The following is a 20,471-nucleotide window of genomic DNA, read 5'->3' on the forward strand; positions in this document are numbered from 1 at the left end:
CACTGATTTGGGACGCTTCCTACGACGTGCGACAAACTATTCGTAATGATAATGATTGTCAAATACGGAAGTTAATGAGTATCCATTGGTTTCGGTTCTAAGCCGCCAGGCGTGAAGCCGTTCGCTTTTCGGCGGCCCTGGCGCACTGGCTAGCCGGTAATTTCTTGCCAGGCCCATCCGTTCCCCTCTGTACATCCGGCCGCCGCACGTTGCCCCGCACCCTCGCGCGGGCAGTCGGCCCGACACTACAGACACTGGCAGGAACACCCCATGACGGACGCCTTCGAACTCCCGCTCTCGCTGGTCCAGGCCCTGGCGCAACGCGCCGCGCACACCCCGGACCGCATTGCCCTGCGCTTTCTGGCCGACGCCCCCGGCGAGCAAGCCGTGCTCAGCTACCGGGAACTGGACGCGCGTGCGCGCACCATCGCCGCCGCCTTGCAGGCCCGCGCAGGCTTCGGCGAGCGTGCCGTACTGCTGTTCCCCAGTGGCCCTGACTATGTGGCAGCGTTCTTTGGTTGCCTGTATGCCGGGGTTATCGCCGTGCCGGCCTACCCGCCGGAGTCTTCGCGCACGCACCACCAGGAGCGCCTGCTGTCGATCATCGACGATGCCGAGCCGCGCCTGCTGCTGACCGTGGCCGCGCTGCAGGAAAGCCTGCAGGGCCTCGAAGCCCTGGCTGGCGCCAATGCCCCTGAGTTGCTGGCCGTCGACGGCCTGGACCCCGCGCTGGCCGACCGCTGGCAGGCGCCTGTGCTCAAGGGCGATGACATCGCCTTCCTGCAGTACACCTCCGGCTCCACTGCGCTGCCCAAGGGCGTGCAGGTCAGCCATGGCAACCTGGTGGCCAATGAGCAGCTGATTCGCTCGGGCTTTGGCATCGACCTGAACCCGGACGACGTGATCGTCAGCTGGCTGCCGCTGTACCATGACATGGGCCTGATCGGCGGGCTGCTGCAGCCGATCTTCAGCGGCGTGCCTTGCGTGCTGATGTCGCCGGGCTATTTCCTCGCCCGGCCCCTGCGCTGGCTGCAGGCGATCAGCGAATACGGCGGCACCATCAGCGGTGGCCCGGACTTCGCCTACCGCCTGTGCAGCGAGCGGGTCAGCGAAGCGGCCCTGGCTGGCCTTGACCTGAGCAAATGGCGCGTGGCCTATTCCGGCTCCGAGCCCATCCGCCAGGACAGCCTCGATACCTTCGCAGGTAAGTTCGCTGCCTGCGGCTTCCAGGCCAGCAGCTTCTTCGCCAGCTATGGCCTGGCCGAGGCCACCCTGTTCGTCAGCGGCAGCCGCCGTGGCCAAGGCATTGGCGCGCTGGAGCTGGACGCCGAAGCCTTCGCCGCCAACCGCGCCGAAAACGGCACGGGCAGCGTGTTGATGAGCTGCGGCTACCCGCAACCGGGGCATGCCGTGCGCATCGTCGAGCCACAGCGCCTGGAGGTGCTGGCCGACAACCTGGTTGGCGAGATCTGGGCCGGTGGCCCGAGCATCGCCCTGGGCTACTGGCGCAACCCCGAGGCCAGCGCGCGCACCTTCGTCGAAATGGACGGCCAGACCTGGCTGCGCACCGGCGACCTCGGTTTCATGCGTGACGGCGAGGTGTTCGTCACCGGGCGCCTGAAAGACATGCTGATCGTGCGCGGCCAGAACCTTTACCCGCAAGACCTGGAAAAAACCCTGGAGCGCGAAGTCGAAGGGCTGCGCAAGGGCCGCGTGGCGGTGTTCGCCGTCGACGACCAGGGCGAGGAGGGCATCGGTGTGGCGGTGGAGATCAGCCGCAATGTGCAAAAGGCCGTGCAGCCACAGGCGCTGATCAAGACCCTGCGCCAGGTGATCGCCGATGCCTGCCGCCAGGCGCCGGCCGCGGTTCTGCTGCTCAACCCAGGCGCGCTGCCCAAGACCTCCAGCGGCAAGCTGCAGCGCTCGGCCTGCCGCCTGCGCATGAACGATGGCAGCCTGGATTGCTACGCACGCTTCCCGATGCCGGCCGAGCAGGCCCAGGCCAGCGCTGTGGGTGATGGCCTGCAGGCGCGGATTGCGGGTATCTGGCGCGAGGTGCTGAAGGTCGAGGCCGTCGCGGCCGATGACCACTTCCTGCTGCTCGGTGGCAACTCGATTGCCGCTACCCAGGCCACCGCGCGCCTGGCCGACGAACTGGGCATTCACCTGGGCCTGCGCACCCTGTTCGAAGCGCCGCAACTGGCCGACTACAGCGCCGCCGTGGCCGCCATCCTGGCCGCAGGCGGCGCCCAGGCCCAGGCCATCGCGGCCCAGGACCGTGCCACGGCACTGCCGCAGTCGCTGGCCCAGAACCGCCTGTGGCTGCTGTGGCAACTGCAGCCGCAGTCGGCCGCCTACAACATCCCGGCCGGCCTCAAGCTGCGCGGTGAACTGGACCCAGCTGCACTGCAGGCTGCCTTCCAGGCCCTGGTCGCCCGCCACGAGTCGCTGCGCACCGTGTTCAGCGAGCAGGATGGCCAGGCCCTGCAACAGGTGTTGCCGGAGCAGCCGTTCAACCTGCAGCGCCTGGACCTCGAAGGCCTGGCCGCCGAAGACGTGGCGGCGCGCCGGGAAGACGAGGCGCAGCAGCCCTTCGACCTGACCCAGGGCCCGCTGCTGCGGGTTACCCTGGTGCGCCTGGACGATGAAGACCACCAACTGTGGGTGACCCTGCACCACATCGTCGCCGACGGCTGGTCATTGAACATCCTGCTCGATGAGTTCGCCAAACTCTATGCCGCCCAGTGCCAGGGCCTTGAGGCCAAGCTGGCGCCGCTGACCCTGGGCTACGCCGACTACGGCAACTGGCAGCGCCAGTGGCTGGCCGAAGGCGAAAGCGCGCGCCAGCTGGACTACTGGAAAACCGCCCTGGGCGATGAGCTGCCGGTGCTCGACCTGCACCCCGACCAGCCGCGCACCAGCCAGCCAAGCAACCGCGCCGCCCGCTACAGCCTCAAGGTGCCGGCTACACTGAGCGACGCGCTGGAGGGCCTTGCCCGCGACCAGCAGGCCAGCCTGTTCATGGTGCTGCTGGCCGCCTGGCAAGGGCTGCTGCACCGCTACACAGGGCAAGCCGACATCCGCGTCGGCGTGCCCAATGCCAACCGCCCGCGCCAGGAAACCCAGGGCATGGTCGGCTTCTTCATCAACACCCAGGTACTGCGCGCCCAGCTCGACGGCCGCTTGCCGTTCGCGCAGCTGCTGGCCCAGGTACGCCAGGCCACCCTCGGCGCCCAGGCCAACCAGGACCTGCCGTTCGAGCAACTGCTCGAAGCGCTGCCCGAGGCCCGCGAGCAGGGCCTGTTCCAAGTCATGTTCAACCACCAGCAGCGCGACCTCTCGGCCCTGCGCCGCCTGCCGGGCCTGCTGGCCGAAGAACTGCCGTGGCACAGCCGCGAGGCCAAGTTCGACCTGCAGTTGCACAGCGAGCAGGACCACCAGGGCCGCCTGAGCCTGGCCTTCGACTACGCCGCCGAGCGTTTCGATGCCGCCACGGTCAAGCGCCTGGCCCAGCACCTGCTGGCGTTGCTGGAACAGGTGAGCGCGCAGCCGCAACTGGCCTTGGGCGAGGTGCAACTGCTCGGCGCACAAGGCCGCGAGCAGCTGTTGGCCTGGGGCCAGGCCCCAGCCCCTGCGCCGCAGCGCCTGCTGGTGGAGCAGCTCAATGAACAGGCGCGCCTGACGCCGCAGCGCACCGCATTGGTGTGGGAGGGCGGCAGCCTCGACTATGCCGAGTTGCACCAGCAGGCCAACCGCCTGGCCCACTACCTGCGTGACAAAGGCGTCGGCCCTGATACCTGCGTGGCCATCGCCATCGAGCGTTCGCCGCAACTGCTGGTCGGCCTGCTGGCCATTCTCAAGGCCGGTGGCGCCTATGTGCCGCTGGACGTGGACTACCCGGCCGAGCGCCTGGCCTACATGCTCAACGACTGCCAGGCCAGCCTGCTGCTCAGCCACAGCAGCCTGCTTGGCACGCTGCCGCAGGTTGAAGGGGTCAGTGCCATCGCCCTTGACCAGCTGCACCTGGACAGCTGGCCGAGCCAGGCACCGGGCCTGCACCTGCATGGCGACAACCTCGCCTATGTGATCTACACCTCCGGCTCCACCGGCCAGCCCAAGGGCGTGGGCAACACCCACGCGGCCCTGGCCGAGCGCCTGCAATGGATGCAGGCCACCTATGCGCTGGAACCGAGCGACGTGCTGATGCAGAAGGCACCGATCAGCTTCGATGTGTCGGTGTGGGAATGCTTCTGGCCGCTGGTCAGCGGTTGCCAGCTGGTGCTGGCCGGCCCCGGTGAGCACCGCGACCCACAGCGCATCGCCGCGCTGGTGCAGCAGCATGGGGTGACCACGCTGCACTTCGTGCCGCCGCTGTTGCAGGTGTTCGTGCAGGAGCCCCTGGCCGCTGGCTGCAGCAGCCTGCGCCGGCTGTTCTCAGGTGGTGAGGCGCTATCGGCGGCTTTGCGCGACCGTGTGCTGCAGGTGCTGCCGCAGGTGCAATTGCACAACCGCTACGGCCCGACCGAAACGGCCATCAATGTCACCCACTGGCACTGCCAGGCCGAGGATGGCCTGCGCTCGCCCATCGGTCGCCCGCTGGGCAACGTGCTCTGCCGGGTGCTGGATGAAGAGCTGGAACTGGCAGCGCCCGGTGTGCCGGGCGAGCTGTACCTGGGTGGTGCGGGCCTGGCCCGTGGCTACCTGGGGCGCCCAGGGCTGACCGCCGAACGCTTCGTGCCCCAGGCCGATGGCAATGGCGAGCGCCTGTACCGCAGTGGCGACCGTGCCCGCTGGCAGGTTCAAGCCCAGGCCCTGGAATACCTGGGCCGCCTCGACCAGCAGGTGAAGGTGCGCGGCTTCCGGGTTGAACCGGAGGAGGTGCAGGCCTGCCTGCTGGCGCAACCGGGTGTGGAACAAGCGCTGGTGCTGATCCACAAGGATGCCGTCGGTGCGCAACTGGTCGGCTACTACAGCGGCCCGGCCCAGGCGCCGCAACTGCTGGCCGCGCTCGCTGAGCAGCTGCCTGCGTACATGGTGCCTGCCCAGTTGCTGGCGCTGGCGCACATGCCGCTGGGCCCCAGTGGCAAGGTCGACCGCAAGGCCCTGCCGGCGCCGGTGTGGCAGCAGCGTGAGCACGTTGAACCGCAGACCGCGCTGCAACAGCAGGTTGCTGCCATCTGGCGCGAAGTGCTGAACCTGCCGCAAGTGGGCCTGCACGATGACTTCTTCGCCCTGGGCGGCCACTCGTTGCTGGCCACCCAGATCGTCTCCCGCACCCGCCAGGCCTGTGATGTCGAACTGCCGCTCAAGGAGCTGTTCGAAGCCAGTGAGCTGGGTGCCTTCTGCGAACGTATTGCGCAGATTCGCGCCGCCGGCGGGCATAACCAGCAAGGCGAGATCACCCGCGTCGACCGCCGCCAGGCCGTGCCGCTGTCGTACTCGCAACAGCGCATGTGGGTCCTTTGGCAGATGGAGCCGGACAGCCCTGCCTATAACGTTGGCGGCATGGCACGCCTGCGCGGCACCCTGCACGTGGACGCCTTCGAGCGTGCCCTGCAGGCCCTGATCGTGCGCCACGAAACCCTGCGCACCACCTTCCCCAGCATCGATGGCGTGCCTTACCAGTGCGTGGCCGACGACAGCGGCCTGCAGCTGCATTGGCAAGACTTCAGCGCCTTGCCTGCCGACGCCCGCCAGCAGCGCCTGCAGCAACTGGCCGACGACCAGGCGCACCAGCCGTTCGACCTGGAGCGCGGCCCGCTGCTGCGCGCCTGCCTGGCCAAGACCGAGGAGCGCGAGCACTTCTTCGTGCTGACCTTGCACCACATCGTCACCGAAGGCTGGGCCATGGACATCTTCGCCCGCGAGCTGGGCGAGCTCTACGAAGCCTTCGTCGACGAGCGTGAGTCGCCGCTGGCACCGCTGCCCGTGCAGTACCTGGACTACAGCGTGTGGCAGCGGCAATGGCTCGAAGGCGGCGAGGGTGCCCGCCAGCTGGCCTATTGGAAGGCCCGCCTGGGCGATGAACACCCGGTGCTGGCACTGCCCGCCGACCGCCCGCGCCCGGCCGTGCAAAGCCACCGCGGCGAGTTGTTCCGCTTCGACCTCGACCCGGCCCTGGTCGCCCGCGTGCACGCCTTCAACAGCCAGCGCGGGCTGACCCTGTTCATGACCATGACCGCCACCCTGGCTGCCTTGCTGCACCGCTACAGCGGCCAACGCGACCTGCGCATCGGTGCGCCGGTGGCCAACCGCATTCGCCCGGAAAGCGAAGGGCTGATCGGCGCCTTCCTCAACACCCAGGTGCTGCGCTGCGAGCTGGACGGGCAGATGAGCGCCGCCGCCTTGCTCGAACAAGTGCGCCAGGCTGCCATCGAAGGCCAGTCGTACCAGGACCTGCCATTCGACCAACTGGTCGACGCCTTGCAACCGCCACGCAGCAGCGCTTACAACCCGCTGTTCCAGGTGATGTGCAACGTGCAGCGCTGGGCCTTCCAGCAAAGCCGCGAACTGGCAGGCATGCAGGTGGACTACCTGGTCAACGACGCCAGCGCCACCAAGTTCGACCTGTACCTGGAAGTGACCGACCTGGACGGCCGCCTGGGCTGCTGCCTGACCTACAGCCGCGACCTGTTCGACGAGCCGCGCATCGCGCGCATGGCCGAACACTGGCAGCAACTGTTGATCGGCCTGCTCGACAACCCCGAGCAGCGCCTGTGCGAACTGCCCATGCTGCTCGATGCCGAGCAACAGGTGCTGATCGGCCAGCTGCAGGGCGAGCACGATTTCGCCCTCGACCAGACCCTCCACGGCCTGTTCGCCGAGCAAGCGGCGCGTACGCCCAATGCCGGCGCGCTGACCTTTGCCGGCGAGCACATGAGCTACGCCGAACTCGACCAACAGGCCAACCGCCTGGCCCGCGCCCTGCGCGAGCGCGGTGTTGGCCCACAGGTGCGGGTAGGCCTGGCCCTGGAACGCTCGTTGCCCATGGTGGTCGGCCTGCTGGCCATCCTCAAGGCCGGTGGCGCCTACGTGCCGCTCGACCCGGAATACCCGCTCGACCGCCTGCGCTACATGATCGAGGACAGCCGCATCGGCCTGCTGCTCAGCCAGCGCGCCCTGCTCGACACCCTCGGTGAGCTGCCCGCCGGCGTGGCGCGCTGGAGCCTGGAAGACGACGCCGCACACCTCTCGGCCTACAGCGATGCGCCGCTGGACAACCTCAACCTGCCGCAGCACGCCGCGTACCTGATCTACACCTCCGGTTCCACCGGCAAGCCCAAGGGCGTGGTGGTCAGCCACGGTGAAATCGCCATGCACTGCCAGGCGGTGATCGACGCCTTCGGCATGCGCAGCGACGATTGCGAGCTGCACTTCTATTCGATCAACTTCGACGCTGCCAGCGAACGCCTGCTGACGCCATTGCTGTGCGGTGCCCGCGTGGTGCTGCGCGCCCAGGGCCAATGGGGCGCCGAGGAAATCTGCCAGCTGGTGCGCGAGCAGCAGGTGAGCATCCTGGGCTTTACCCCAAGCTATGGCAGCCAGCTGGCCCAGTACCTGGCCGGTGAAGGCGCGGCGCTGCCGGTGCGCCTGGTGATTACCGGTGGCGAAGCACTGACCGGTGAGCACCTGCAACGCATTCGCCAGGCCTTCACCCCGCAGCAGTTCTTCAACGCCTACGGCCCGACCGAAACCGTGGTGATGCCGCTGGCCTGCCTGGCACCTGAGGTATTGCCTGCCGATGCCGGCAGCGTGCCGATTGGCCGGGTGATCGGTGCCCGAACCGCCTATATCCTCGACGAGGACCTGGCCTTGCTGCCCCAGGGCGGCATAGGCGAGCTGTATGTCGGCGGCGCCGGCCTGGCCCAGGGCTACCACGACCGCCCGGGCCTGAGCGCCGAGCGTTTCGTTGCCGACCCGTTCAGCCATGACGGTGGGCGCCTGTACCGCACCGGCGACCTGGTGCGCCTGCGCACCGATGGCCTGGTGGAATACATTGGCCGCGCCGACCAGCAGGTGAAGATTCGCGGTTTCCGTATCGAGCTGGGCGAGATCGAAAGCCGCCTGCAGGAACACGCCGATGTCGACGAGGCGGTGGTTGTGGCCCTGGACCTTCCCGGTGGCCGGCAACTGGTGGGTTACCTGGTGTGCAAGCAGGTGGCTGGCGACAGCGAGGCCCAGGCCCGCTTGCGCGAAGCGGTGAAAGTGCATGCCCGCCAGCACCTGCCGGACTACATGGTGCCGGCGCACCTGGTGCTGCTCGACAGCCTGCCGTTGATGGGCAATGGCAAGCTCGACCGCCGCGCCTTGCCAGCGCCGGACCTGGAACAGGCCCAGCAACACTACCAAGCCCCGGCCAACGAGCTGGAAGAGCAACTGGCGCAGGTGTGGCGCGAAGTGCTGAACCTGCCCCGGGTCGGGGTGCAGGACAACTTCTTCGAACTGGGCGGCGACTCGATCCTGTCGATTCAGGTGGTCAGCCGTGCCCGTCAACTGGGCCTGCAGTTCACCCCGCGTGACCTGTTCCAGCACCAGACCATCCAGACCCTCGCGGCGGTGGTCAGCCGCAGCGCCGCACCGAGCACCATCGAGCAGGGCCAGCGCCAGGGGCACAGCGGCCTGACGCCGATCCAGCATTGGTTCTTCGACAGTGACGTGGTGCAACCGCAGCACTGGAACCAGGCGGTCCTGCTGCAGGCTCGCCAGGCGCTGGACAGCGCCACGCTGGAAAATGCCCTGCACGCGCTGGTGGCGCACCACGACAGCCTGCGCCTGCGCTTCAGCCAGGGCCAGGCGGCCTTCGCCGAACAGCCGGCTGCGCAACTGCTGTGGACCGCCGCGGTTGCGGACTTTGACGATTGCCAGGCGCTGTACACCGATGTGCAGCGCAGCCTCGACCTGGAACAGGGCCCGCTGCTGCGTGCCTTGCTGGTCAGCGACGGGCAGGGCGCCCAGCGCCTGCTGCTGGCGATTCACCACCTGGTGGTCGATGGCGTGTCCTGGCGCGTGCTGCTCGAAGACTTGCAGGCGCTGTACCGTGGCCAGCCACTGGCAGCCAAGACCCACGCCATGGCCGACTGGGCCGCGCGCCTGGCCAGCTACGCTGGCAGCGATTCGCTGCGCGACGAGCTGGGCTGGTGGCAGGGGCAACTGGGCAGCGTGCGCCACGAATTGCCTTGCGATCACCCCCAGGGCGGCAACCTGCACCGGCATGCCCAAACCCTGGCGATCGGCCTCGATGTGGAGCAGACCCGGCAGTTGCTGCAACAGGCCCCGGCGGCCTACCACACCCAGGTCAACGACCTGCTGCTGACCGCGCTGGCACGCACCCTGTGCCGCTGGAGCGGCGATCAGCAGGTACTGGTGCAGCTTGAAGGCCATGGCCGCGACGGGCTGTTCGAAGACATGGACCTGACCCGCAGCGTCGGCTGGTTCACCAATGCCTACCCGCTGCGCCTGAACCCGCAGGCCGGGGAAGACGACGCCGCCCGCGCCGCGTCCATCAAGTCCATCAAGGAGCAACTGCGCCAGGTGCCGCACAAAGGGCAGGGCTACGGTGTGCTGCGCTACCTGGCCGATGAAGCCGGGCGTGAAAGCCTGGCAGCGTTGCCGCAAGCGCGCATCACCTTCAACTACCTGGGCCAGTTCGACCAGCAGTTCGACCAGGCGGCGCTGTTCCAGCCACTGGACGCCCCGGCGGGCCTGGCCCACGACCTCGACGCGGCGCTGCCGAACTGGCTCAGTGTCGATGGCCAGGTGTACGGCGGTGCGCTGCAACTGCGCTGGACCTTCAGCCGCGAGCGCTACGACGAGCAGACCATCGCGCAATTGGCCGAGGCCTATCGTCAGGAACTGCTGGCCCTGGTCGGCCACTGCCTGGCCGAAGGCAACGGCAGCTTCACCCCGTCGGACTTCCCCCTGGCGCACCTGAGCCAGGCGCAGATCGACGCCTTGCCGGTAGCGGCCAGCCAGATCGAGGACGTCTACCCGCTGACCCCGATGCAGGAAGGCATGCTGCTGCATACGCTGCTGGAACCGGGCACCGGCCTTTACTACATGCAGGACCGCTACCGCATCAACAGCGCCCTCGACCCGCAGCGCTTCGCCCAGGCCTGGCAGGCCGTGGTGGCGCGGCATGAGGCCCTGCGCGCCTCGTTCAGCTGGAACGCCGGCGAAACCATGCTGCAGATCATCCACAAGCCGGGCCACACGCCGGTGGATTACCAGGACTGGCGCGGCCTGGACGGCGATGCCCAGGAAGCGCGCCTGCAAGCCTTGCACAAGCAAGAGCGCGAGGCGGGCTTCGAGCTGCTGCGCGAGGCGCCGTTCCACCTGCGCCTGGTGCGCGTGGATGAAGAGCGCTACTGGTTCATGATGAGCAACCACCACATCCTGATCGATGCCTGGTGCCGCTCGCTGCTGATGAACGACTTCTTCGAGCTCTACCAGGCCCTTGGTGAAGGCCGTCAGGCCCAGCTGCCGGTGCCGCCGCGCTACCGCGACTACATCGGCTGGCTGCAGCGCCAGGACCTGGCCGAAGCACGCCGCTGGTGGCAGGCCAACCTGGCCGGCTTCGAGCGCGCCACGGCGCTGCCCAGCGACCGCCCGCTGCGCAACGACCACGCCGGTGACGGCATGGTGGTGGGCGATTGCTACACCCGCCTTGAGGTGAGCGACGGCGTGCGCCTGCGCGAATTGGCCCAGGCCCATCAGTTGACCATCAACACCTTCGCCCAGGCGGCCTGGGCCCTGGTGCTGGCTCGCTACAGCGGTGAGCGTGACGTGGCCTTCGGCGTCACCGTCGCCGGGCGCCCGGTGAGCTTGCCGCAAATGCAGCGCACCGTCGGCCTGTTCATCAACAGTATCGCCCTGCGCGTGCAGTTGCCCGAGCCTGGCCAGCGGCGCAGCGTGCGCCAGTGGCTGCAAGGCCTGCTGGAACGCAACATGGAGCTGCGCGAGTACGAGTACCTGCCGTTGGTGGCGATTCAGGAATGCAGCGAACTGCCCAAGGGCCAGCCGCTGTTCAACAGCCTGTTCGTGTTCGAGAACGCGCCGGTGGAAACCGCGGTGCTCGACCATGCCCAGCACCTCAACGCCAGCTCCGATTCGGGCCGTACCCACACCAACTTCCCGCTGACGGCGGTGTGCTACCCCGGCGACGACCTGGGCCTGCACCTGTCGTTCGATCAGCGCTACTTCGACTACCCGACCGTCGAGCGCCTGCTGGCCGAGTTCAAGCGCCTGCTGCTGGCGCTGGTACAAGGCTTTGACGGTGAGGTGAGTGCGCTGCCGCTGCTGGGCGAGGAAGAACAGCGCTTCCTGCTTGAAGGTTGCAACCGCAGCGAACGGGCTTACCCGCTGGAGCAGAGCTACGTCGCCCTGTTCGAGGCGCAGGTCGCGGCGCACCCCGAGCGCACCGTGGCCCGCTGCCTGGACGCGTCGTACGACTATGCCGGGCTGAACCTGGCGGCCAACCGCCTGGGCCATGCCCTGGTCGCTGCCGGGGTGGGCATTGACCAGCCGGTGGCACTGCTGGCCGAGCGCGGCCTGCCGCTGCTGGGCATGATCGTCGGCAGCTTCAAGGCCGGCGCCGGCTACCTGCCGCTGGACCCGGGCCTGCCGTCGGCGCGCCTGCAGCGTATCGTCGAGCTCAGCCGCACGCCGGTGCTGGTGTGCAGCGCCGCGTGCGCCGCCCAGGCACGCCAGTTGCTGGGCGAGCTGGCGGGAGTGGCGCAGCCGCAACTGCTGGTGTGGGAGGATATCCAGGCCAGCAGCGTTGCCAGCCACAACCCGGGCATCCACAGCGGGCCGGACAACCTGGCCTACGTGATCTACACCTCAGGTTCCACCGGCCTGCCCAAGGGTGTGATGGTCGAGCAGCGCGGCATGCTCAACAACCAGCTGAGCAAGGTGCCGTACCTGGCCCTGAGCGAGCACGACGTGATCGCCCAGACCGCCTCGCAAAGCTTCGACATCTCGGTCTGGCAGTTCCTCGCCGCGCCGCTGTTCGGCGCCAAGCTGGAGATCGTGCCGAACGCCATCGCCCACGACCCGCAGGGCCTGCTGGCCCACGTGCAGGCCACCGGTATCAGCGTGCTGGAAAGCGTGCCGTCGCTGATCCAGGGCATGCTGGCCAGCGACCACCAGGCCCTGAGCGGCCTGCGCTGGATGCTGCCGACCGGTGAGGCCATGCCGCCGGAGCTGGCCGCGCAGTGGCTGCAGCGCTACCCGGGCATTGGCCTGGTGAACGCCTACGGCCCGGCGGAGTGCTCCGACGACGTGGCGTTCTTCCGCGTCGATGCCGCCTCGACCCGTGGCAGCTACCTGCCGATCGGCACGCCGACCGACAACAACCGCTTGTACCTGTACGGCGAAGACCAGGCCCTGGTGCCACTGGGGGCTGTGGGTGAGCTGTGTGTCGCCGGCACCGGTGTTGGTCGCGGTTATGTCGGTGACCCGGTGCGCACGGCACTTGCGTTCATCCCGCACCCGCACGGGGCGCCAGGCGAGCGCCTGTACCGCACCGGCGACCTGGCGCGCCAGCGCCCGGACGGGGTGCTGGAGTATGTCGGGCGGATCGACCACCAAGTGAAGATTCGTGGTTACCGGATCGAGCTGGGCGAGATCGAGGCGCGCCTGCACGAGCAGACGGAGATCCGCGACGCTGCGGTGGGCGTGCAGGAAGGCGTCAACGGCAAGCACTTGGTCGGCTACCTGGTGGCACACCAGGGCGTCGAGGCCGATGCCGCGCTGTTGGAGCAGGTCAAGCAACGCCTGCGCGCCGAGCTGCCGGAGTACATGGTGCCGCTGCACTGGGGCTGGTTCGCCAGCCTGCCGCACAACGCCAACGGCAAGCTCGACCGCAAGGCCCTGCCGGCCATCGACATCGGCGGGCAGCACAGCCAGGCTTACCTGGCGCCGCGTGATGAGCTGGAGCAGACCCTGGCGGGTATCTGGGCCGATGTGCTCAAGGCCGAGCGGGTAGGCGTGCACGACAACTTCTTCGAACTGGGCGGGCATTCGCTGCTGGCCACGCAGATCGCATCGCGGGTGCAGAAGCAGTTGCAGCTGAACGTGCCGCTGCGGGCGATGTTCGAGTGCAGCACGGTGGAGGAGTTGGCCGAGTATGTGCGTGGGCTGCAGGACAGTGCGCTGGATGACGACAAGGTCGACCGGCTCAGTGACCTGATGGCCGAGCTTGAAGGGCTGTAGCCCCAAAGGCCCTGCGCCACAAACCTTGTAGGAGCGAGCAAAGCTCGCGATGGGCTGCAAAGCAGCCCCAGCGTCGCCTGGCACCGGCCCTGCCGGTGTTCGCGAGCTGCGCTCGCTCCTACGGGGGGCCGGTACAGGCAACCGCGCTGTCAGCGTTTACCGAGGATTTTTCCGAGCAGTTCCGGGCGTGGCGCCCCTTGCTGGCTTTGCAGGTTGCCCTGCTCATCCTGGTAGAAAATCGCCGGCGTTGCCTGCAGCCCCATCTCTTCCATCAACGCCATGTTGCTCGCCAACTTCTGCTGCACCGCCTCCGGCACTTTCTCCAGCGGCTTCAGGCTGCTCGCCTTGCCGGCCTTCTCGTGCTCATGCAACGCCTTGGCCGGGTCCTTGGCCGCCAGCAGTGCGGCCGACTTGCCCGGGCTGTCTTCGCGGATGATACCCACCATGATATGGCGCAGCTGCACCTTGCCCGATTCCACCCATGGCCGCGCCTGTTCCCAGAACATGTTGCAATACGGGCAGTTCGGGTCGCTGAACAGATAGACCTTGCGCGGCGCGTCGGCCTTGCCGTCGGCGATCCAGGCGGTTTTCTCCATCTTCGCCCAGATTTCCTTGCTCATCGGTGCATACACCAGTTTTTCCAGCGGCTCGGCGCTGAGGTCCTTGCCCTGTTCGTCGAACAGGCTGCCCACCAGCACGTGCTTGCCGTCTGGGGTCAGGTACAGGGCCAGGCCGTTGTTCTGGTACTCGGCGGCGTAACCGCGCAGGCCGTTGGGCGCATCGAAGCTGCCCTTGATCACGGCGCCCTTGGCCTGCAGTTGTTGAATGGCCTTGGGCAGGTCTTCAGCCTGCACCAGCGGCGCGGCCAGCAGGGCCAGGGACAGGGGGAGCAGGGCAGTCATTCGCATGTTCAGTTTCCTTGTGCGGCAGGGGCGGGCGCGCTGGCCCGGTCGAAAGGTTCCAGGGCGTGGCGCAGGCTGGCCCGCGACAGTTCGCCCAGATGGCTGCCGACCAGCCGGCCATCGGCGTTGTAGAACAGTGTGGTGGGCAGTGCCATCGAGCCGACCCGCTGGGCGAGGGTGCCGGTGCCGTCGAACAGCACATGGGTCAGGCTAAGGCCGGTGGTGGCAAGAAAGGTGCTGACGTTTTCCGGCGTTTCGCCCTGGTTGACGAACAGGAACGTCACATGGGGGTACTCACCCTGGGCCTGTTGCAGCACCGGCATCTCCCTGCGGCAGGGCGGGCACCAGGTGGCCCAGAGGTTGATGACCAGTGGCTTGCCGCGGTATCTGTGCAGCTCGACCGACTGGCCTGTGGCATTGCGCAAACTCACTTCCGGCAGCGCGGTGCCTTTGCTGTACAGGTGGCTGCCCATGCTTGCCAGGCCCCAGAACAGCGCGCCGCTGAACACTGCCCAGCCCAGTGGCCGGCGCAGGCCAGGCTGGCGCCAGCCTTGCCAGAGCGTGGCAAGCACGATACCGACCAGGCCGGACCAGAGCAGGAAGCCACCGTCACGGATGTCGATGACCTGCAGCAGGTCATCGCGGTACATCGGCCAGTAGGCCAGCACGAAGCCGATGCGTGCGCACAGCAGGCCAACCAGGAACAGGTTGAACAGCGCCGACTCCGGGCTTTGGCCGCCGCGCCGGGCAACCCACCAGCCGACCAGGCAGGCGATGCCCAGGGCCGTGAGCATCAGCAGGTGGTTCAGGGCCATGGTCAGCGGCCCGAGGGTGATGGTCAGCATCAGCCTTGGCTCCGGGTTTGGGTCCAGTGTTGCAGGAACGCGGCTGGGTCCACTTCGCCGGTGATGCGCCGTGCGCGGCGTTCATCGCCCTCTGGGCCGAGCCAGAGGATACTGGGCGGGCCGGGAACCTGGTAGCGCTGCAGCAGGGCGCGGCTGGCGGGTGAGTCGGCGGTGACGTCCAGGCGCAGCAGGTGCACGCCGGCCAGGCTTGCCTGCACGTCGGGGCGCGTGAACACCTGTTTTTCCATGACCTTGCACGACACGCACCAGTCGGCGTAGTAATCGACCATCACCCATTGGCCACGGGCCTTGGCGGCATCCAGTTCGCGCTGCAGGGCCTCGGGGCTGCTGACGGTAACGAAGTGTTCATCGGCTGGTTGGGCAGCGACTGCCCCGGCGCCGCCGGTGAACGGGCGCAGCGGCTGCCACAGGTTATCGCCACCGGCGGCGGCGCCCACCAGCAGCAGGCCGCCCCACAGTGCGCCGAGCAGCGGCGCCGCACGCAGGGCCGGCAGGCGCTGCAGGGCAGGCCAGGCGGCCCAGCCCAGGGCGATCAGCCAGGCACCGCTCAGGGCCAGCAGCAGCGGTGCGGCGAGCAGGCTGCGCACGGTGTACAGGGCCATGGCCAGGAACACGAAACCGAACACGCCCTTGACCCGGTTCATCCACGCGCCGGGGCGTGGCAGGTAGCGGTTGCCCAGGGTCACCAGCAACAGCAGCGGCACGCCCATGCCCAGGCCCAGGCTGAACAGCACAAGCGCACCTTGCAGCACGTCGCCACTCTGCGCGATGTACAGCAGTGCGCCGGCCAGCGGCGCGGTCATGCACGGGCCGAGCAACAGGCCCGACAGCGCCCCGAGCAGCGCGGCGCCATACAGGTTGCCGCCCTGGGTACCCTGGCCTGCGCGGTCTAGACGGTCACGCAGGGCGGCGGGCAGTTGCAGCTCGAAGGCACCGAACATCGGCAAGGCCAGCAAAATGAACAGGCCCGCCAGGCTACCCAGCAGCCAAGGTTGTTGCAGCCATGCTTGCAGGCTGGCGCCCAGCAGGGCAGCGACCACGCCCAGGGCGGCATACACCAGCGCCATGCTCAGCACGTAGGTGCCGGCCAGCAGCCAGCCGCGGCGGGCGCTGGCGCCGTTGCCCAGCACCAGCCCGGCGAGAATCGGCAGCATGGGCAGCGTGCAGGGGGTGAAGGCCAGCAACAGGCCCAGGCCAAAGAAGGCCAGCAGGCTCCAGGCCAGGTTACCGCTCTGCAGGCCGCTGGCCAGGGCCTGGTCGCTGGCTTGGGCGCCGGTTTGTTCACTGGCGGGCGCGGCGGCCGGGGTGGCGCTGCCGCCCAGCTCGATGACGGTGGTTTGCGGCGGATAGCACAACCCGGCATCGGCGCAGCCTTGCCAGCCCAGGCGCAGCTGGCCCTGGGCATTGGCCGGAACCTGCAGTTCAAGCTGTTCGCGGTACACCGTGCTGTCGCCGAAGAATTCGTCATGGTGGTTCAGGCCGGGGGGAAGCGGTGGCTGCTGGTCGGCGGCCAGGCCGTCGAACTTCAGGCGCTTCTGGTACAGGTAGTAGCCCGGCTTGATCTGGAAATACAAGCGCATCTGGCCGTCGGACTGGCGGTCGTGGGTCAGCACGAAGGCCTGGTTCACCGGCAGGAAATCGGGCTTGGCGTCGAACGGGTTGGCGTGCAGGGGGCCAGCCAGCAGGAACATCAGCAAGATCAGAAATGCGCGCATGTCTTCGCCTTGGCAGTACAGAAAGTGGGGTCATGCTGGCTGGGGTGGATTAACCCAAGGTTAACCCTGGATGGTTGGCGTGGCACGTGTAGCGCCTGTGAGATCGCGCGCCGCCTACATCAGTATCGGCCCGTAGGAGCGAGCGCAGCTCGCGATGCGCCGCGCAGGCGGCGCTCGATCTCGCAACCGATAAAAATGCAATGCCGTACACATCGCCCTTCCAACGCTAATCCCCTCGTCACACCGCGACATACTGTCGACTTGACTTTGCTTCTATCCACATCCTTGTTGTAAAGTTGACGTAGAAGTCAGTTTTTTCTGACTCGCGCGACAAGGTTCTAACCCTTCCGAGTCCCCCGCACAAGAATCAAAAAAAAACATGGGCAGCCCCCTTGCTGCCCAGAGGATCGAGCATGTCCAACCGTGATATTTCCCGGCGCGCCTTCCTGCAAGGCGGCCTGATCGCTGGTGTCGGCGTGACCATGGCGCCGCTTGGCAGCCAGGCATTCGCTGCGCTGATGGAGGAGCGCGTCACCACCTCGCCACAGAAGTGGATGAACCATGACGGCAAGGCGCGCTTTCGCAACGATGCCCTGTCGAAAGTCTGTGGCAACAAGGTCTTCGCCCGCGATATCCGCGCCAAGGACATGCCCGGCTGGCCTGCGCAGCAGGGCCATGCGCTGCTGCTCAAGGCAACCAAGGCCGACCGGATCTATGCCGGCCATGACCTGAGCCTGCTCGGTGCCGACCTGCAGCCAGACCGCGTGGTCACTGCCGCCGACCTGGAGCAGGACGGCATCGCTTGGCCCGAGGCCCATTCGCCCGACCCCCTGCTGCCACCGGGCCAGGTGCCGATGTTCATCGGCCACCCCGTGGCGATTCTGATCTGGCACGACTTCGAGCGCTTCCGCCAGGCCAAGCGCAAGCTGCAGTTCAACGACCAGGCGATCCGCTATGGCGCCCAGGCGCCGCTGTACCAGCGTGACCCCTATGGCAGCTTCCGCTTCGTGCGCGTGGGCGGCGCCACGCCGTTCGACGACGATGAATTCTCCAGCCTGAAGAATTCCATGCTGTTCCCGACCATTCTCAACCGCAAGCCGGTGTGGTCCAAGGCGCCCAACCAGCACGGCGACCTGACCGAGCAGGGCCTGTTCTACGCCAAGCGCATGGCCGAGCAGCTAGACAACCCACCCGAGCATTGGCTGCTGTTCGATGAGCGCTACAAGACACCCTCGATCGAACCGGCGGCCCTGGAGCCGGACAACGGCAACGGCTGGTACGACCCGGCCAGCGGCACCCTGCACTTCGTGGTGGCCACCCAGTGCCCGTTCGAAGTGGCGCAGGAATGCGTGCACATGATCAAGCCGTCGCGCTTCGCCCTGAACAACCTGACCCTGCACCCAGGCTACACCGTGGGCTACGGCTCGAAGGACAACAACATCTTCGTGTTCTACGCCGCGGTGGCCGCGCTGTATGGCGCCGGTGTGCCGATTCGCCTGGCCAACGATCGCTACGAGCAGTTCCAGAGCGGCATCAAGCGCCATGCCTTCGACATCCGCTACCAGCTGGCAGTGGACAAGCACGACAACAGCTTCAAGATCTTCCGCGCCGACCTGAGCTGCGACGGCGGCGGGCGCATCAACTACAGCCCGTCGGTGGCGGCGGTGGGCGCCACGGCTGCGCAGTCCATCTACTACATGCCGCAGAACGACCTGTCGGTGACCGCCTACTTTTCCCGAGGCGTGGAGGCCGGCTCCATGCGCGGCTACGGCACCCTGCAGACCATGGCCGCCACCGAAATGATGGTCGATGAGATCGCCGGCCGCCTGGGTGTGGATGCCATCGACCTGCGCCGCGCCAACGCGCTGAAATCGGGCATGAAGAACACCCAGGGCGCGGTGCCTGCCGGTGCCCTGCGCTTGTACGAAATCCTCGACAAGGCCGCCGCGCACGAGCGCTGGCGCAACCGTGATGCCTATAAACAGCAAGCGGATGCCAAGGACAAGGACCACTGGTATGGCGTTGGCTTTGCCATCTGCCAGAAAGACTTCGGCACAGGCTCCGAAGCGCCGATGGCCAGCATCGAGTTCAGCCGGGACGGGCGCATCAGCCTGCGCCATATCGGCACTGAACTGGGCACCGGCATGTCCACCTCCCAGGCCCTGGTGGTCAGCGACTTCCTTGGCCGTTCGGCGGACGAGGTGAAGACAGCGGTTACCGAATGGCCGGAGCTGCAATTGACCACCAGCGGCAATCCCTACCTGATCAGCCAGGCCGAGCAGGACGCAGCACTGCGTAACCCGCGCTGGGTCGGCAAGCTGGCCTCGCCATCGTCGGCGACCAACTCGGCGTTCTACTTCAGCCACGCCACCCGCGAGGCGGCGCGGGCACTGTTCAACCACGGCCTGTGGCCGGCGGCCATGGCCATCTGGAGCCAAGGGCCCCATGGCGGCCAGGCCAACCCGCTGGTGGTGCGCCGGGAGAACGCGGTGTGGGTCAATGGCGAGCTGACCGGCAACGGCCTGGCGCCGATCCCCTTCGCCCAGCTGGCGCAGAAGGCCCACGACATGGGCCTGGTCACCGGGGTGAGCGTGCACGGCTTCAACCGCTGGAGCTGGGCCGAGGCCGATTTCGTCATCGACGGCGTGCGCGAGCGTTTCCCGCTCGACGCCGTGGCGGTGAAATACGGCGATGGCGCGGTGAATGCCAAGAAGGCGCAGATGAGCAGCCACGGCTACCACCTGCTCGACCGGCAGAACGCGGCCTACCCCGACACTCAGCTGAACAACGCGATGGTCACCTACTACAGCCCGGTGGCGACCCTCGTCGAGGTCAAGGTCAACAAGGGCACCCATGAAGTGCAGGTGCTCAACCACCACAGTTGGGTCGAGTGTGGCCGGGTGCTGGTGCCGGAACTGGTCAAGGGCCAGCTTGAAGGCGGCATCGCCATGGGCATCGGCCACGCGCTGACCGAGGAAATGCCGCTGTACGAAGGCGGGCCCGGGGAGGGCGACTGGAACTTCAACCGCTACCGCCTGCCGCATGCGCGGGACGTGGCGGTGTGGACGCAGACCAGCGAGATCCTGCCACCGCTGTCACCGACCGACCCGTCCAAGGGCATCGCCGAGGTGGTGATGATTCCAATTGTCGGTGCCATCGGCAACGCCGTCGCCCATGCCATCGGCAAGCGCGTGCGCGATCTCCCCATCACCCCAGCCCGTATCAAGGAGGCCCTCAATGGCTAACCGCCCACTGCAACTGACCCTCAATGGTCAACCGGTCGGCCCGGTCGAGATCCCCGACGACCTGGCGATGATCGACTACCTGCACGAACACCAGAACCTCACCGGCTCGCGCCTAGGCTGCGGCCAGGGCATCTGCCACGCCTGCGTGGTGATCGTCGACAACCCCGACGGCACCAGCGAGGAAGTGCGCACGTGCATCACCGGCGCGCTGTATTTCGATGGCAAGCGGGTGCGCACCATCGAAGGCCACGCCAAGGCAGACGATGCCGGTAACCTGGCCCTGAACCCGATCCAGCAGAAGTTCGTCGACCTGTTCGCCTTCCAGTGCAGCTACTGCGCACCGGGCTTCGTCAATGCCGCCACCGTGCTGGTGGAAACCGCCCAGCGCCAGCCGTTGAAGCACAGCGAGGTACAGGACCGCATCGAGGCGAGCCTGGGCCACCACATCTGCCGTTGCACCGGGTATGTGCGTTACTACGACGCCACGCGCAAGGTGCTCGACGACCTCGGCCTGGTCAAGGAGGGTTGAGC

At 67.4% G+C, this 20,471-nt stretch carries 6 protein-coding genes; 3 read left to right on the plus strand and 3 right to left on the minus strand.

The features are described from left to right. Positions 1-270 precede the first annotated feature (270 nt). The gene (locus F3J45_RS18000) at positions 271-13,212 is read left to right on the plus strand and encodes a non-ribosomal peptide synthetase (protein ID WP_167065587.1); all 12,942 of its coding nucleotides are present in this window, start codon (positions 271-273) and stop codon (positions 13,210-13,212) included. Between the two features lie 149 nt (positions 13,213-13,361). On the opposite strand, the gene dsbG is transcribed toward F3J45_RS18000, so the two are convergent. The 3 genes from dsbG to dsbD are packed head-to-tail and all read right to left on the minus strand — an operon-like array spanning position 13,362 to position 16,695. Beyond that, the gene (gene dsbG, locus F3J45_RS18005) at positions 13,362-14,120 is read right to left on the minus strand and encodes a thiol:disulfide interchange protein DsbG (protein WP_167065590.1); all 759 of its coding nucleotides are present in this window, start codon (positions 14,118-14,120) and stop codon (positions 13,362-13,364) included. A 2-nt stretch (positions 14,121-14,122) separates the two neighbouring features. After that, positions 14,123-14,959, minus strand: a complete 837-nt coding sequence (locus tag F3J45_RS18010) for a TlpA family protein disulfide reductase (protein WP_167065593.1) — start codon at positions 14,957-14,959, stop codon at positions 14,123-14,125. Beyond that, positions 14,959-16,695 carry a protein-disulfide reductase DsbD gene (gene dsbD, locus F3J45_RS18015; protein WP_167065596.1) on the minus strand — a complete coding sequence of 579 codons (1,737 nt, stop codon included), beginning with the start codon at positions 16,693-16,695 and terminating at the stop codon, positions 14,959-14,961. Before dsbD ends, F3J45_RS18010 begins: the two co-directional genes overlap by 1 nt. A 413-nt stretch (positions 16,696-17,108) precedes the next feature. Between dsbD and F3J45_RS18020 the strand changes: the two genes are divergently transcribed. Both F3J45_RS18020 and F3J45_RS18025 read left to right on the plus strand, forming a co-directional pair. After that, positions 17,109-19,940 (plus strand): xanthine dehydrogenase family protein molybdopterin-binding subunit, encoded by a 2,832-nt coding sequence (locus F3J45_RS18020; protein ID WP_167065599.1) that lies wholly within the window; start codon positions 17,109-17,111, stop codon positions 19,938-19,940. Next, the gene (locus F3J45_RS18025) at positions 19,933-20,469 is read left to right on the plus strand and encodes a (2Fe-2S)-binding protein (RefSeq protein ID WP_167065602.1); all 537 of its coding nucleotides are present in this window, start codon (positions 19,933-19,935) and stop codon (positions 20,467-20,469) included. Before F3J45_RS18020 ends, F3J45_RS18025 begins: the two co-directional genes overlap by 8 nt. Positions 20,470-20,471 lie beyond the last annotated feature (2 nt).

The sequence above is a fragment of the Pantoea sp. Ap-967 genome, assembly GCF_011752565.1.
Taxonomy (GTDB): Bacteria; Pseudomonadota; Gammaproteobacteria; order Pseudomonadales; family Pseudomonadaceae; genus Aquipseudomonas.

Coding starts and splice junctions, on each gene's coding strand:
- dsbG (WP_167065590.1), bottom strand. CDS start 14,120: ATGCGAATGACTGCCCTGCTCCCCCTGTCCCTGGCCCTGCTGGCCGCG.
- dsbD (WP_167065596.1), bottom strand. CDS start 16,695: ATGCGCGCATTTCTGATCTTGCTGATGTTCCTGCTGGCTGGCCCCCTG.
- F3J45_RS18010 (WP_167065593.1), bottom strand. CDS start 14,959: ATGCTGACCATCACCCTCGGGCCGCTGACCATGGCCCTGAACCACCTG.
- F3J45_RS18025 (WP_167065602.1), top strand. CDS start 19,933: ATGGCTAACCGCCCACTGCAACTGACCCTCAATGGTCAACCGGTCGGC.
- F3J45_RS18000 (WP_167065587.1), top strand. CDS start 271: ATGACGGACGCCTTCGAACTCCCGCTCTCGCTGGTCCAGGCCCTGGCG.
- F3J45_RS18020 (WP_167065599.1), top strand. CDS start 17,109: ATGTCCAACCGTGATATTTCCCGGCGCGCCTTCCTGCAAGGCGGCCTG.